The organism is Microbacterium lacus, assembly GCF_002812805.1.
GTDB lineage: Bacteria > Actinomycetota > Actinomycetes > Actinomycetales > Microbacteriaceae > Microbacterium > Microbacterium lacus_A.
Genome location: NZ_NMUM01000022.1, coordinates 51,686 through 65,783, shown reverse-complemented (window position 1 = coordinate 65,783; position 14,098 = coordinate 51,686). Strand labels below are relative to the sequence as shown.

Annotated in this window: 15 protein-coding genes; 7 read left to right on the top strand and 8 right to left on the bottom strand. The window is 67.2% G+C overall.

Annotated features, from left to right (window positions below):
* Nucleotides 1-28: 28 nt before the first annotated feature.
* On the top strand, nucleotides 29-820 hold the full coding sequence (locus CGU34_RS06660; protein WP_100813653.1) for an EI24 domain-containing protein: 792 nt from the start codon (nucleotides 29-31) through the stop codon (nucleotides 818-820).
* Here CGU34_RS06660 and CGU34_RS06655 read toward each other — a convergent pair.
* Entirely contained in the window at nucleotides 817-1,281 is a 465-nt protein-coding gene (locus CGU34_RS06655; RefSeq protein WP_100813652.1) for a DUF3817 domain-containing protein, read from the bottom strand. The two genes, CGU34_RS06660 and CGU34_RS06655, sit on opposite strands and share 4 nt — an antisense overlap.
* 138 nt (nucleotides 1,282-1,419) lie before the next feature.
* On the opposite strand from CGU34_RS06655, the gene CGU34_RS06650 reads away from it, so the two are divergent.
* Nucleotides 1,420-1,791: a VOC family protein gene (locus CGU34_RS06650; RefSeq protein ID WP_100813651.1), complete on the top strand. Its 372-nt coding sequence runs from the start codon at nucleotides 1,420-1,422 to the stop codon at nucleotides 1,789-1,791.
* A 29-nt stretch (nucleotides 1,792-1,820) separates the two neighbouring features.
* Here the strand turns inward: CGU34_RS06650 and CGU34_RS06645 are convergent, their stop codons facing one another.
* Nucleotides 1,821-3,344, bottom strand: a complete 1,524-nt coding sequence (locus tag CGU34_RS06645) for an ATP-dependent DNA ligase (protein WP_036294761.1) — start codon at nucleotides 3,342-3,344, stop codon at nucleotides 1,821-1,823.
* Nucleotides 3,345-3,472: 128 nt separating this feature from the next.
* On the opposite strand from CGU34_RS06645, the gene CGU34_RS06640 reads away from it, so the two are divergent.
* The gene (locus CGU34_RS06640) at nucleotides 3,473-4,597 is read left to right on the top strand and encodes a class I SAM-dependent methyltransferase (RefSeq protein ID WP_100813761.1); all 1,125 of its coding nucleotides are present in this window, start codon (nucleotides 3,473-3,475) and stop codon (nucleotides 4,595-4,597) included.
* Between the two features lie 128 nt (nucleotides 4,598-4,725).
* Here CGU34_RS06640 and nrdF read toward each other — a convergent pair whose 3' ends face one another.
* Genes nrdF through nrdH form a run of 4 tightly spaced genes read right to left on the bottom strand, consistent with a single transcriptional unit; the run spans nucleotide 4,726 to nucleotide 8,559 of the window.
* Nucleotides 4,726-5,700, bottom strand: a complete 975-nt coding sequence (nrdF, locus tag CGU34_RS06635) for a class 1b ribonucleoside-diphosphate reductase subunit beta (RefSeq protein ID WP_036294765.1) — start codon at nucleotides 5,698-5,700, stop codon at nucleotides 4,726-4,728.
* Between the two features lie 31 nt (nucleotides 5,701-5,731).
* Entirely contained in the window at nucleotides 5,732-7,888 is a 2,157-nt protein-coding gene (gene nrdE / locus CGU34_RS06630; RefSeq protein WP_036294768.1) for a class 1b ribonucleoside-diphosphate reductase subunit alpha, read from the bottom strand.
* The gene (gene nrdI, locus CGU34_RS06625) at nucleotides 7,870-8,301 is read right to left on the bottom strand and encodes a class Ib ribonucleoside-diphosphate reductase assembly flavoprotein NrdI (RefSeq protein ID WP_036294771.1); all 432 of its coding nucleotides are present in this window, start codon (nucleotides 8,299-8,301) and stop codon (nucleotides 7,870-7,872) included. The genes nrdE and nrdI overlap by 19 nt, the downstream gene beginning before the upstream one ends.
* Before the next feature lie 24 nt (nucleotides 8,302-8,325).
* Nucleotides 8,326-8,559, bottom strand: a complete 234-nt coding sequence (gene nrdH, locus CGU34_RS06620) for a glutaredoxin-like protein NrdH (protein ID WP_036294795.1) — start codon at nucleotides 8,557-8,559, stop codon at nucleotides 8,326-8,328.
* A 393-nt stretch (nucleotides 8,560-8,952) separates the two neighbouring features.
* Here nrdH and CGU34_RS06615 point away from each other — a divergent pair, with 393 nt between their 5' ends.
* Entirely contained in the window at nucleotides 8,953-10,158 is a 1,206-nt protein-coding gene (locus CGU34_RS06615) for an MFS transporter (RefSeq protein WP_036294774.1), read from the top strand.
* Nucleotides 10,159-10,169: 11 nt separating this feature from the next.
* Here CGU34_RS06615 and CGU34_RS06610 read toward each other — a convergent pair whose 3' ends face one another.
* Nucleotides 10,170-10,574: a pilus assembly protein CpaE gene (locus tag CGU34_RS06610; RefSeq protein ID WP_100813650.1), complete on the bottom strand. Its 405-nt coding sequence runs from the start codon at nucleotides 10,572-10,574 to the stop codon at nucleotides 10,170-10,172.
* 92 nt (nucleotides 10,575-10,666) lie between these two features.
* Between CGU34_RS06610 and CGU34_RS06605 the strand changes: the two genes are divergently transcribed.
* From CGU34_RS06605 to CGU34_RS06595, 3 genes are all read left to right on the top strand, one after another.
* The gene (locus tag CGU34_RS06605; protein ID WP_100813649.1) at nucleotides 10,667-11,437 is read left to right on the top strand and encodes an alpha/beta fold hydrolase; all 771 of its coding nucleotides are present in this window, start codon (nucleotides 10,667-10,669) and stop codon (nucleotides 11,435-11,437) included.
* A 66-nt stretch (nucleotides 11,438-11,503) separates the two neighbouring features.
* Nucleotides 11,504-12,676, top strand: coding sequence for an acyl-CoA dehydrogenase family protein (locus CGU34_RS06600; protein ID WP_100813648.1), 1,173 nt, complete (start codon nucleotides 11,504-11,506; stop codon nucleotides 12,674-12,676).
* A 29-nt stretch (nucleotides 12,677-12,705) separates the two neighbouring features.
* Nucleotides 12,706-13,743, top strand: coding sequence for an aldo/keto reductase (locus CGU34_RS06595; protein WP_100813647.1), 1,038 nt, complete (start codon nucleotides 12,706-12,708; stop codon nucleotides 13,741-13,743).
* Between the two features lie 25 nt (nucleotides 13,744-13,768).
* Here the strand turns inward: CGU34_RS06595 and CGU34_RS06590 are convergent, their stop codons facing one another.
* Nucleotides 13,769-14,041 carry a metal-sensitive transcriptional regulator gene (locus CGU34_RS06590; RefSeq protein WP_036296416.1) on the bottom strand — a complete coding sequence of 91 codons (273 nt, stop codon included), beginning with the start codon at nucleotides 14,039-14,041 and terminating at the stop codon, nucleotides 13,769-13,771.
* Nucleotides 14,042-14,098: the final 57 nt, after the last annotated feature.

Below are 14,098 nucleotides of genomic sequence, written 5' to 3'. Positions count from 1 at the left end.
CCGACGCGGGCGGCCGTAGCCTGGTGAGATGCGAGAGTTCGTGACGGGTGTGCGGATGCTCGGACGCGGCCTCTCGCTCTGGCGACGCATCCCGGGCACCATGGCGCTCGGGCTGGTTCCCGTAGCAATCGTCGGCATCGTTCTGTTCGCGGGCCTCGTGGCGCTGTCTTTCCAGCTGCCCTCGCTCGCCGAATTCGTCACCCCGTTCGCGGACGGATGGCCGGGACTCTGGGCGGGCGTCCTGCGTGTCGCCGTCGGCACGGCGATACTGGGCGCCGCGCTCGTGCTGATCGCCATTTCGTTCACCGCCCTGACGTTGCTGATCGGCGAGCCGTTCTACGACCGCATCTGGCGTGCGGCCGAACGCGAGCTCGGCGACGCTCCTGCCGATGCACCCTACGGGTTCTGGCGTTCTGTCGGTGACGGTGTCTCTTTCGTCGTGCGCGGCATCCTGATCGCCATCGCGGCCGGCCTGCTGGGGGTCATTCCCGTGGTCGGCGGGTTCGCCGGCGCCGTCGGCGGCATCCTGCTGACCGGATGGCTGCTCGCCGATGAGCTCTCATCGCGGGCGCTGTCGGCTCGCGGGATCGACCGTGCAACGCGCCGCGCGCTGCTCGGCGGCAACCGCGCGCGGACTCTCGGCTTCGGCGTCGCGACACAACTGTGCTTCTTCGTTCCGCTCGGCGCGGTGCTCATCATGCCGGCGGCGGTCGCGGGGTCCACCGTGCTGGCACGGTCGCTGGTCGCGCCGGAACCGATCGCCGCGGCCGAGCGGCAGCCCGAGCTGGGTTCCGCGCAGGGTCCCGAACAGGCCTCCTAGTCGCGGCCGCCCGGCGGGCCGACGATCAGCAGCACGACGAAGACCACGATCACGGCCGCCGCGACCAGCACGGCGAGGATCCACGGGCGACGCAGCAGTGCGCGCATCAGGCGATCGTGCCAGGCGCCATCGCGCGGGTCGGTGCCCGCTTCCAGGCGCCAGGCCCCGGCGAGACGACCGCTGCGGTGCAGCCAGATCTCGGTCGGGATCGTGGCGTAGGGCACGATCGCGCTGACGATCGCGACGATCGCGGGCACGACATGCCACCGCTGATTCTTGGCAACCAGCACGGCCGTCGCACCGTATGACAAGAACACGAATCCGTGGATGCCGCCACCGATCGAGACGGCAATGTCCAGGTCGATGGTGGCCCGCAAGATCAGCCCGGTGATCAGCAGCGTCCACGAGATCGCCTCCGCGATCGCGAGGGTGCGGAACAGGGTGAGCGGGGTGCGGAACACGGGTGAACTCCTCAGGGGTCGGGACTCCATCTCATCACGGCGGCGAGCGCTGCGCCGATGGATGCGGACGGCCCGTGTCCGCGGCTCTTCGTAGTGTGGCCGCGAGGCATCCCACGTGCGATGCAGAAGGAGGACGCAATGGACTGGAAGATCGAACTCATCTTCGTGCCGGTGACGGAGGTCGACCGCGCGAAAGAATTCTACGAGCGGGTCGGATTCCACACCGACCACGATCAGGTGCCGTACGAGGGGCTCCGCTTCGTGCAGATGACGCCACCGGGGTCTGCGTGCTCGATCGCCTTCGGCGACGGTCTCGAGATCGACCTCGAACCGGGTCGACAGAACACGATTCAGGTGGTGGTGCCGGATGCCGACGCGGCGCTGGCTCACCTGCGATCGGTGGGGGTCGAGGCATCCGATGTCGACGATCTGTCGTGGGGGCGGTTCGTCACGTTCGACGACCCCGACGGAAACTCGTGGACCCTGCAACAACTGCCCGCCGCCGGCTGAGCTTCACCAGCCGGCGGGCTTACGACGCATCAGCCGCGCAGCATCCCCCGAAGCGTCTGGATCGTGTCGGCGTCGCGCGGTTCTTTGTCGCTGCGATACCCCTTGACCCGGGCGAAACGCAGCGCGATGCCGCCCGGGTAGCGGGACGAACGCTGAACGCCGTCGATCGCGATCTCAACGACGGTCACGGGTTCAACCCACAGCACGTAGGGGTCGCGGCGCACCTCGATCGTCGGAAAGTGCGCGGTCTGCCACGCGAGCGTCTCATCGGTCATGCCCTTGAACGTCTTGCCCACCATGACAAATCCACCCGGGGGCCCGAATTCTCCTGTCGAGTCGAGCGCGCCCAGATGGATGTTCGAAAGCATGCCCGACCGGCGTCCCGAACCGGGCTCGACGGCGAGCACGACGAGGTCGAGCGTGTGGACCGGCTTGACCTTGATCCAGCTCGCACCGCGGCGCCCGGCGGCGTAGAGCGAGTCGATGCCCTTGACCATCACGCCCTCGTGACCTGCCGCGAGCGCCTCGCGCCCGATGCGCTCGGCCGTTTCGGCATCCGCCGTGATCTCACCGGGAACGCGGTGGTCCGGCGCGATCGTTGCGAGCGCGTCCAGCCGCGCGGCGAGGGGCTCGTCGATCAGGTCGCGACCGTCCAGGTGCAGCACGTCGAAGAACCAGGGCCGCAGCGCGATCTTTCGCGCGGTTTCGGCCCCGAAGCGCGCCATCGTGTCCTGGAACGCGCGCGGTGCATCGTTCTCGTCGAGCGCGAGCGTTTCGCCATCGAGCACGACATCGTGCACGGGCATCCGTCTGACGACATCCACGATCTCGGGCAGCCGGTGCGTGATGTCCGCCAGGTTGCGGGTGAAGATCCGCACGTCGTCGCCGCTCCGGTGGACCTGGATGCGAGCCCCGTCGAGCTTGTACTCCACGGATGCCTCACCCACCGTCCCGATGGCTTCGGCGATCGAGGGGGCCGTGCTCGCGAGCATCGGCTGGATGGCGCGCCCCACCACGAGTCCGGTGTTCGCGAGATCTTCCGGCGTGCCGGTCAGGGCAACTCGCGCCGTGCTCGCAAGGTCCCCGGACAGCATTGCCGCTCGGCGCACGTCCGCGACAGGACGCTCGGCGGCGCGGGCGATCGCGTCGGTCAGTACACCTTCGAGCGCGCCCGTCCGCACCTCGCCGAGCAGCGCACCCCGCAGCGCATCACGTTCCCGTTCGGTGGCGGCATCCATCAGCTCGCGCAGGATCGTCGAGCGTCGCGCCGCGGAGCCTGAACCGGACGCCTCGACCAACCGCGTGAACGCGGCGTCGACATCCGCGATCGTGAGCGTCGGTGCGGGGGCGGCCGCCTCGAGCGTCGCCGCCAGGCTCCGCCACCCGACGCCGACCTTTCCCTGTCTCGGCCTGCCGAGCATAAGGCCGGTGGCCGGAATGATCTCGTCGGGCTCGAGCGCGCGCAGGAAGGCGGCGAGCACCTCGACCTTGGCGAGCCGGGAGCGCGTCGCGCCGACCGCGGCGGCCGTTGCCGCGAGTTCGTCGAACAGCATGCGGTCAGTTTGCCACTGCCCTCGGACATGGGCCTCCGACACTGGCCTCCGAAAGGAGCCGGCAGCGCGCCACCCGGCCGGCGCTGGCGTGGTCTGGGGCGCGACGTCCCCGGGATAGCGTGGGTGCGGTGACCCTCGACCTCGACGCGCTACGCCCGTTCCCCGATTCCGACGACCCCGATCTGCGCGCGCACGACGCCGCGGATCGCCTTCTGCTCGACGAGTCCGCCGCCGCGCGAGCGGGCCTCGAGCGGCAGGACGTCGTCGTCATCGGCGACATGTACGGCGCGCTCGCGCTCACGGTCGCGAGCGAGACGGATGACTCGCCCGGTGTGGTGCGCGTGCACCAGGACCCCCTGTCGGCCGAGCGGGGGCTCGACGCGAACGCGCGGTCGTTGGACCTCGAAGCATCCGTCGCCTCGCTGCCTCTCGACGCGGAACTCGTGCGCGACGCTCGCGTGGTGTTGCTGCGGCTGCCGCGCTCGCTCGAGTCGCTGAGGGACATCGCGGGCCTCATCGCCGCGCATGCATCGCCCGACGTCGTCGTATTCGCGGGCGGACGCCTGAAGCACATGAGCCTCGGCATGAACGATGTGCTGCGCGAGTATTTCGCCACGCTCGATGTCTCGCACGCTCGGCAGAAGTCGCGGGTTCTCATCGCACGCGATCCGCAGAACGGACGCGACCCGCTCGCCTCGCGCGCGCAGCACGACGGCGTGGTCGTCTGCGCGTTCGGAGGCGTCTTCGCGGGCTCCTCGCTCGACATCGGCACACGGCTCCTGATCGACAACCTGCCCGAGACGATCCTGGGTGAAGACGACGATGCGGCTATCGATCTGGCGTGCGGTAACGGGATCGTGGGCGCAACGCTGGCCCTCCGGTATCCGAGCCTGCGCGTCTACGCGTCGGACGAATCATCCGCCGCCGTCGCTTCGGCTCGCGCGACCGCTGTCGCGAACGGGATCGAGGATCGGATGTCTGTGGTCCGCGACGACGCCCTGTCGACGTTGCCTGACGCGAGCGCGTCGTTCATCGCCCTGAATCCGCCGTTCCATCGGGGCGGAGCGATCGACGAGACGATCGCGCGGCACCTGTTCGCCGACGCGGCCCGCGTGCTGCGACCGGGCGGCGAGCTGTGGACCGTCTGGAACTCCGCACTGCAGTACCGCCAGCCGCTGGAGAGTCTGGTCGGCCCGACGCGTCAGGTCGCCCGCACGTCGAAGTTCACGGTGACATTCTCGACCCGGCGCTGAGCTCGTCGCCCTTAAACGCCGAAACACCCCTTCTGCGTCGAGACACCCCCTGTCGAGGGGTGTTTGGAAGCAGAAGGGGTGTTTCGCTGCAATTGCGGGACCGGAGGGACCGAGTCAGCAGACGGGGCTCAGAAGTCCCAGTCGTCGTCCTCGGTCGCGACGGCCTTGCCGATGACGTACGACGAACCCGACCCGCTGAAGAAGTCGTGGTTCTCGTCCGCGTTCGGCGAGAGGGCCGACAGGATCGCCGGGTTCACGTTCGTGACGCTCGAGGGGAACATCGCCTCGTAGCCCAGGTTCATCAGGGCCTTGTTGGCGTTGTAATGCAGGAACTTCTTGACGTCCTCGGTCAGCCCGACCTCGTCGTAAAGGTCCTGCGAGTACTGCACCTCGTTGTCGTAGAGCTCGTACATGAGCGAGAACGTGTAGTCCTTGATCTCGTCACGCTCGGCCTGCGAGACCCTCTCGAGCCCCTTCTGGAACTTGTAGCCGATGTAGTACCCGTGCACGGCCTCGTCGCGAATGATGAGGCGGATCAGGTCGGCTGTGTTCGTCAGCTTGGCGCGCGACGACCAGTGCATCGGCAAATAGAAACCCGAGTAGAAGAGGAAGCTCTCGAGCAGGGTCGAGGCGACCTTGCGCTTGAGCGGGCTGTCGCCACGGTAGTACTCCATGACGATCTGAGCCTTCTTCTGAAGGTTCGGATTCTCGACCGACCAGCGGAACGCCTCGTCGATCTCTTTGGTCGAGCACAGCGTCGAGAAGATCGACGAGTAGCTCTTCGCGTGCACCGACTCCATGAACGCGATGTTGGTGTACACCGCCTCTTCGTGGGGCGTGATCGCGTCGGGGATGAGCGAAACGGCGCCGACCGTGCCCTGGATGGTGTCGAGCAGCGTCAGACCCGTGAAAACACGCATCGTCAGCAGTTGCTCGTCGGGAGTGAGCGTGTTCCACGACTGGATGTCGTTCGAGAGCGGGATCTTCTCGGGCAGCCAGAAGTTGTTGACCAGGCGGTTCCACACCTCGACGTCTTTATCGTCCTGGATGCGGTTCCAGTTGATGGCCTGGACGGAGTCCAGGAGCTGGAGCTTTTCGCTCATCGGTGTTCTTCTCTCAGATCCAATAGGAGGATTACAGCGTGCAGCTGACGCATTCCGACATGTCGGTGCCCTCGAGGGCCATCTGGCGCAGGCGGATGTAGTAGATCGTCTTGATCCCCTTCTTCCATGCGTAGATCTGCGCCTTGTTGATGTCGCGCGTCGTGGCGGTGTCCTTGAAGAACAGCGTCAGCGACAGGCCCTGGTCGACGTGCTGCGTCGCCGCGGCGTACGTGTCGATGACCTTCTCGTAGCCGATCTCGTAGGCGTCCTGGTAGTACTCCAGGTTGTCGTTCGTCATGAACGCGGCCGGGTAGTAGACGCGGCCGAGCTTGCCTTCCTTGCGGATCTCGACCTTCGCCGCGATCGGGTGGATCGACGACGTCGAGTTGTTGATGTACGAGATCGACCCGGTCGGCGGCACGGCCTGCAGGTTCTGGTTGTAGATGCCGTGCTGCTGGATCTTCGCCTTCAGGGCGGTCCAGTCATCCTGCGTCGGAATGTGCACGCCGGCGAACATTTCCTTGACCTTGTCGGTCTCGGGAACCCACGCGCGCTCGGTGTACTTGTCGAAGAACTCACCCGACGCGTACGTCGAGTCTTCGAAACCCTCGAAGGCCTGTCCGCGCTCGATCGCGATCTCGTTCGAGGCGCGCAGGGCGTGGAAGAGCACCGTGTAGAAGTAGATGTTCGTGAAGTCGATGCCCTCTTCCGAACCGTAGAAGACGCGCTCGCGAGCGAGGTAGCCGTGCAGGTTCATCTGCCCGAGGCCGATCGCGTGGGTGCGGTCGTTGCCCTCTTCGATCGAGCGGACGGAGCGGATGTGGCTCTGGTTGCTGACCGCGGTCAGACCCCGGATGGCCGTCTCGACCGTCTTGCCGAGGTCGGGCGAGTCCATCGCCAGCGCGATGTTCAGCGACCCGAGGTTGCAGGAGATGTCCTTACCGATCTTCGAGTACGAGAGGTCCTCGTTGTACGTCGTCGGCGTGTTGACCTGCAGGATCTCGCTGCAGAGGTTGGACATGTTGATGCGGCCCTTGATCGGGTTGGCCGCGTTCACCGTGTCCTCGAACATGATGTACGGGTAGCCCGACTCGAACTGGATCTCGGCGAGGGTCTGGAAGAACTCCCGCGCGTTGATCTTGGTCTTCTTGATGCGCGGGTCATCGACCATCTCGCGGTACTTCTCGGTGACCGAGATGTCGCCGAACGGAACGCCGTAGACCTTCTCGACGTCGTACGGCGAGAAGAGGTACATGTCTTCGTCGTTGCGAGCGAGCTCGAACGTGATGTCGGGCACGACGACACCGAGCGACAGCGTCTTGATGCGGATCTTCTCGTCCGCGTTCTCGCGCTTGGTGTCGAGGAAGCGCAGGATGTCGGGGTGGTGCGCCTGCAGGTACACCGCGCCCGCGCCCTGACGTGCGCCGAGCTGGTTGGCGTAGCTGAAGCTGTCTTCGAGAAGCTTCATGACGGGGATGATGCCCGAGGACTGGTTCTCGATCTGCTTGATCGGGGCGCCGGCCTCACGGATGTTCGAGAGCAGCAGGGCGACGCCGCCGCCGCGCTTGGAGAGCTGCAGCGAGGAGTTGATTCCGCGCGAGATCGACTCCATATTGTCTTCGATGCGGAGCAGGAAGCACGATACGAGCTCGCCGCGCTGCGCCTTGCCCGTGTTGAGGAACGTCGGGGTAGCGGGCTGGAAACGACCAGAGAGGATCTCTTCGACGAGCTCCATCGCGAGCTTCTGGTCGCCGTCGGCAAGTCCCAGCGCCGTCATCACGACGCGGTCTTCGAACCGCTCGAGGTAACGCTTGCCGTCGAACGTCTTGAGTGTGTAGCTCGTGTAGTACTTGAACGCCCCGAGGAACGTCTCGAAGCGGAACTTCTTGCCGTAGGCGAAGTCATTGAGCTGCTGGATGAACCCGAACGGATACTTCGCCAGCACGGCCGGCTCGTAGTACTCCTTTTCGACCAGGTAGTCGAGACGCTCCTTGAGCGAGTGGAAGAAGACGGTGTTCTGGTTGACGTGCTGCAGGAAGTACTCCCGCGCGGCGCGCTTGTCGGCGTCGAACTGGATCTTTCCGTCCGCGCCGTACAGGTTCAGCATCGCGTTCAGGGAGTGGTAGTCCATCCCGTCGAACGCCGCGTTCTGCTTGAAGGGAGTCTCGCTCAGTGCTGTGTCCACCATCGTTCCAATCCGTCGCTCACGCGATCGATGTCTTCTGGCGTGCCGAACAGTTCGAGCCGGTACAAGTGCGGCACGTTGCACTTGCGGCTGATGATGTCGCCGGCGAGTCCGAATGACTCACCGAAGTTGGTGTTGCCTGCGGAGATGACTCCCCGGATCAGCTGGCGGTTGCGCTCCTCGTTGAGGAAGCGGACCACCTGCTTGGGCACGGCGCCTTTTTCTTCGCCCCGCCCCTGTCCCCCGCCGTACGTCGGGGTGACGAGCACGAACGGCTCATCGATGACGGGCGTGGACTCCCCCTGCAGAGGGATTCTGACCGCCGGCATCCCGAGCTTCTCAATGAACCGGGCCGTGTTGCCCGAGACGCTCGAAAAGAAGACGAGCAGGGGTGCCTTCGTAGCCAGCTTGCTCACGTCGCACCTCCCGTGCGCCGGGCCTCAGGCCAGGCGCGTTGCGAGTTCGTCGATCTTGTCGGGACGGAAGCCCGACCAGTGGTCGCCGTCGGTGATGACGACGGGCGCCTGGAGGTAACCCAGGGCCTTGACCTGCTCGAGTGCGGACGGGTCCTGCGACAGGTCGAGTACCTCGTATTCGAGGCCCTTCGAGTCGAGGGCGCGGTAGGTCGCGGTGCACTGGACGCAGGACGGCTTCGTGTAAACGGTGATTGCCATTTCGGCCTTCATCCCCTTATTCATCGGTCTTCTTGGTTGCTTGAGCCGGCGTCCCCCCACCGGGAGTCCAATACTACATATGGGTACCGACACCGGAAGGCACCACAAGGGGTAGTAGTTACATTCGTGTAGTTCTCCACCGCCTCTCCCCTTAACAACACAGGTTGTCCACCGATTCATCCACAGGCGGCGGTCCGATTTCGAACCTGAAAAATCGCTGAATAACGCCGCATTCGGATGCCTCGGCCCGAGCTATCCACAGGCACGACGTTATGGGGGGCCTCCGACATCCGGATTCCTGTGGAGAACGTCGACACGGCGTGTCGCACCTTCGCACCGGCGTGTCGTGAACAGTGTCGGCGTGTCGCACACCGGGACTACCATTGACCTCTCGTGGGCGCATATCGGGAACTACTGAAGACGCCCGGCGTCGGCCGGATCATCGCCGCGCAACTGACGGCGCGATTCCCGAACGGGATGATCTCGCTCGCGCTGCTGCTCCACATCGAGCAGTTGACGGGATCGTACGGCGCCGCGGGCCTCGTGCTGGCCGCCACCTCGGTGGGTCAGGCGACAGCCGGACCGGTCACGAGTCGCTGGATGGGTATCTGGGGCATGCGCCGCGTCCTCACGCTCACCACCCTCGTCTGCGCCGCCGCACTGCTGGTGCTCGGGCTCTTCCCCATGGCACTCCCACTGACCATGGCGTTCGGTCTCGTCGCGGGCCTTGCCACCCCGCCGGTGCAGTCGGCGGTGCGGACGGTCTATCCGAAGATGGTCAACTCCCGTCAGCTGACACCGCTCTTCTCCCTGGATGCCTCCCTGCAAGAGCTCATCTGGGTCTTTGCACCCGTCGTCATCACGTTCGTCGCCCTCCAGGCGGGCACGACCACGGCCATGCTCCTGATCGTCGTGATCCTGCTGGGCGGATGCGCGTGGTTCATCATGTCGCCCGAGATCGGGCGCGTCCGCATCCCGCGCAGCCGCCGCACGATCGGCAAGGTGCTGGCCAAACCGCCCGTGCTGCTGGCGACCGTCATCGGGTTCCTCTTGATCGGCGCGTGCGCGGCGGTCGAGGCGGGTGTCGTCGCGACGTTCGGTCACGGCGGGTTCGAGGCCGGCATCGTGCTCGCCCTCTTCGCCATCGGCAGCCTGGCGGGGGGCTTGAGCTTCGGGCACATCCCGATCGGGTCGTGGGCGATGGCACGTCGCCTGACGGTTGTCGCGATCGGCCTCGCACTGACGACGATTTCGCTCAATGTCTTCTGGATCGGCGGCACGCTGATGCTCGCGGGGATCGGCATCGCCCCGGCCCTTGCCGTGGTGTTCGCGATCACGAGCGCGAGTGTGAAATTCAGCGACACGGCCGAGGCTTACGGATGGATCGGCACCGGGCAGCTCATCGGTGCCGCCGCGGGATCGGCCATCGCGGGATTCGTGATCGATGGCGCAGGCCCGACGGCCGCCTATTGGGCCGCGGCGATCTTCGCGGTGTTCGGCGTGATCGTCTCGGTCGTCTGGGTGCGCTCGTTCCCCGACCTGCGCGGCCGCGACGCGAGCCCCCTCCCCGACACAGAGCCCGTGCACACCATCACGTGATGCCCCGCAGGTCACGCGATGCGGCGCAGCACGTGCAGGAGGGCCAGGGCGTACGCATCCGACGGTTCCGGATGCGTGAACACGGCCGCCTCCCCCGCTATCTCGATCTCGATCTCGTGCGTGTCGGCCAGGCGCCGCAGCACGCGGAAGGTGCCCCGCAGCAGTTCGCGTAGCTGATCTTCGCGCGGTAGCCACAGAGCATCCTCGAGCGCGACGGAATCCAGAGCCCACTCGGTCGTGCCGTTGAAGGCCAGGATGATTCCGGTCGGATATTCGCGCGGCTCGATCGTCATCTCGCTGACGGTGAAGATGTCGGCCTCGAACTCGGGTTCGTCGAGCTGGAATCGGTCACCCGACGCGGGGTGCCAGACGAGTCCCGTCTCGCGCAGCGCGCTCGCCAGCTCGGTCGAGATCATGCATCCATCTTGCCGTCGCCGAAGGCCGGCGGGGCCGGAACGGAGCGCGGCAGCGCGCCCTCCCCACGGCTGCGTGTTCGTAGGCTGGATGCATGACCGCACCCCTCGCGCTGCCCTCCCTCACATGGGGCCCCACCGACGCGCCCCGCCGAGCGCTGCTCATTCACGGTCTCGGCTCGAGCGGCGCGCTGATGTGGCGCCTCGGAGCGGCCCTCGGCGAGGCGGGCTGGGCGGCGAGCGCCGTGGATCTGCGGGGACACGGCTCGGCGCCCCGCGCGCTCGACTACACGATCGATGCGTTCGCAGCGGATGTCTCGGCCACCACTCCCCCGCACGGCGGCCCGTGGGACCTCGTGATCGGACACTCGCTCGGCGGCGCCGCGGCCGTCGTCGCCTCGGCGGGCCAACCAGGCTGGGCACGGCGACTCGTGCTGATCGATCCGGGCATCGTCGTGCTCGGGGCCGACGCCGAGGCAGTCCGCGTGAGCCAGGAACAGGCGTTCGCCGACAATCGCGCTGAGCTCGTGCGTGCGGAGCACCCGGAGTGGCACCCGCAAGACATCGAACTGAAGGTCGACGCGGTCGCGCGGGCGAGCCGCTGGGCGGTCGACCAGGTCGCCGTGCAGAACCCCGACTGGGACGTTCGCGACGCGTGCGCGCGCGTCACCGTGCCGACGCACGTCATCGGCGCCGACCCCGAGGTCTACAGCCTCTTTACGGGCGACGTGGCCGCGGGGGTGCTCGCGGCGAACCCTCGGTTCACGATGTCCATCGTGGCGGGGGCCGGGCACTCACCGCACCGCGACAAGCCCGACGAGACAGTACGGCAGTTGCTCGGCGTGCTCGGCGTGCTCGGCGGCTGACTTTGCCCGGTCGGGTCGTCGCGAAAGCTCGGCCCGCTCGGTCCCCGGCGGCGGGACAATAGAGGCGTGCCCGACTTCGACCCCACCGCCTACCTGCCCGACAACCTGATCGAGCGCATCCGCTCGCGGGCGGGAGCGCACGACCGCGAGAACACCTTCCCCGAGGACGACCTCGCCGATCTGCGCGCGGCGGGCTACCTCGCGATCCTCGTGCCCGAATACCGCGGCGGCGCCGGACTCGGCCTCGCCGAGGCATCCGTTCTGCAGCAGCGTCTCGCGGGCGCGGCACCCGCGACCGCCCTCGCGATCAACATGCACCTGGTGTGGACAGGGGTCGCGAAGGTACTGCAAGACCGCGGCATCGACGACCTCGCCTTCGTCCAGACGGGCGCCGCCGCGGGCGAGGTCTTCGCCTTCGGCATCAGCGAGGCCGGCAACGACCTCGTGCTATTCGGAAGCGACACGGATGCCTCACCGCTCACCGACGGCGGGTACAGCTTCACGGGCACGAAGATCTTCACCTCGCTCGCACCCGTCTGGTCGCATCTGGGCCTGCACGGCCTCGACACGACATCCGCCGACGGCCCGAAGATGGTCTACGCCTTCGTCTCGCGCGACGAAGAGACCGCGGGCCGCATCACGACGCGGGACGACTGGGACACCCTCGGCATGCGCGGCACCCAGAGCCGCACGACCGAGTTGCACGCGGCCGTTGCGCCTGCGGACCGCGTTGTGCGCCGCATCGACCCGGGCCCCCAGCCCGACCCGTTGGTGTTCGGCATCTTCAGCGTCTTCGAGATCCTGCTCGCCTCGGTCTACACCGGCATCGCGCGCCGGGCACTCGACGTCGCGGTCGCGACAGCCCAGACCCGCACGTCGAAGAAGACCGGCACGACGTACAGCCAGGATCCCGACATCCGCTGGCGCATCGCCGACATGGCGCTCGCCTACGACGCCCTGCCGCCGCAGATCGCCGCGCTGGCCGCCGACATCGACGGACTCGCCGACCATGGCGCGAAGTGGTTTTCGTTGCTCGCCGGGCTGAAGCACCGCGCGGTCGTGGCCGCCAAGGCCGTGGTCGACGACGCGATCCTCGTCGCCGGCGGCTCGTCGTACTTCGCGGGGTCCGAGCTCGCGCGGCTGTACCGCGACGTGCTCGCGGGCCAGTTCCACCCCTCCGACCCCGAATCGGCGCACTCGACCGTCGCGACCGCCTGGCTCGGCCCGATCGCGCGCTGACCCCTCGTCCGCCTGGCAGGATCGGAGGCATGCCTGCCGACTCCCTGCCCCCTGTCGCCCTGCCCTCGGTCGCCCTGCCCCCTGTGGAACTCGGCGACGGACTAACTGTCACCGCCCTCGGATACGGGGCGATGAGCCTCACGGATGTCTACGGCCCGGTCGATGACGACACGGCGCTCGCGACTCTCACGCACGCGGTGGACTCCGGCATCCGCTTCGTCGACACCGCGAACGTCTATGGCGACGGCCGCAGCGAACGGATCATCTCGCGACTGCTCCGAACCCGGCGCGACGAGGTCGTCGTCGCCACGAAGTTCGGCATCCACGGCGGCTCGGCCGGCAAACGCGGGGTGCGCGGCACGCCCGAGTACGTGCGCGAGCAGATCGACCTGAGCCTGCAGCGCCTCGGCACCGACCACGTCGACCTCTACTACCAGCACCGGGTGGACCCCGATACGCCCATCGAAGAGACCGTCGGAGCGATGGCCGAGCTCATCGCGGCGGGCAAGGTGCGCCACCTCGGGCTCTCCGAGGCGACGGCGGATGAGCTCCGACGCGCCAATGCCGTCCACCCGATCGCCGCACTGCAGACCGAGTGGAGCGTGCTCAGTCGCGATGTCGAACGCGCCGTGATCCCCGCGGTGATCGAGACCGGCACCGGCTTCGTGCCCTACTCGCCGTTGAGTCGCGGACTGCTCGGCGACGACTTCGACGCGACGCGCATCGGCCCGGGTGACATGCGGCCGAACTTTCCGCGATTCGCGCCCGAGAACCTCACGGCGAACGCGGCGCTACGCGACGAGTACCTGGCTGTCGCGCGCGACGCGGGCCTGACCGGCACCGAGCTGGCCTTCGCCTGGCTCTTCTCCCGCGCCGCTACCCTCGGCATCCCGATCGCCCCGATTCCCGGGTCGCGCTTCGCCGCGCACGTGGACGGATGGATGGGCGGTGTCGGTGTGACGCTCGACGCCGCGACGATGGAGCGCCTCGACGGCTTCGCCGACCGCGTGCACGGCGCGCGCAGCTTCGACCGCAACTGGACGAGCCTGCGCGGCGAGCCGTCCTGATCGCCCGGCCTGGACGGCGCCCGGCTCAGCGCTTGTCGAAGTCGAACGCGCGCAAGAGCTCCGCCACGGCCTGCTCGCGCTCGGTGCCGCCCTGCTCGAACATCGTCGTCACGTGGGTGCGCAGGTGGTTCTCGAGCAGCAGACGGTTGAGAGATTCGAGCGCCTTCTCGATGGCGCGGGACTGCCCGATGATGTCCATGCAGTAGTCCTCGTTCTCGATCATCTTGGTCAGCCCGCGCAGCTGACCCTCGAGGATGCTCGTGCGGTGCAGGGCGCGCTTCTTGATGTCATCGATCACGCCGCAAGATTACCGCCGTGGGCGGGTGGGTCGGGCAACGCAACCCCCGCCTGAGGC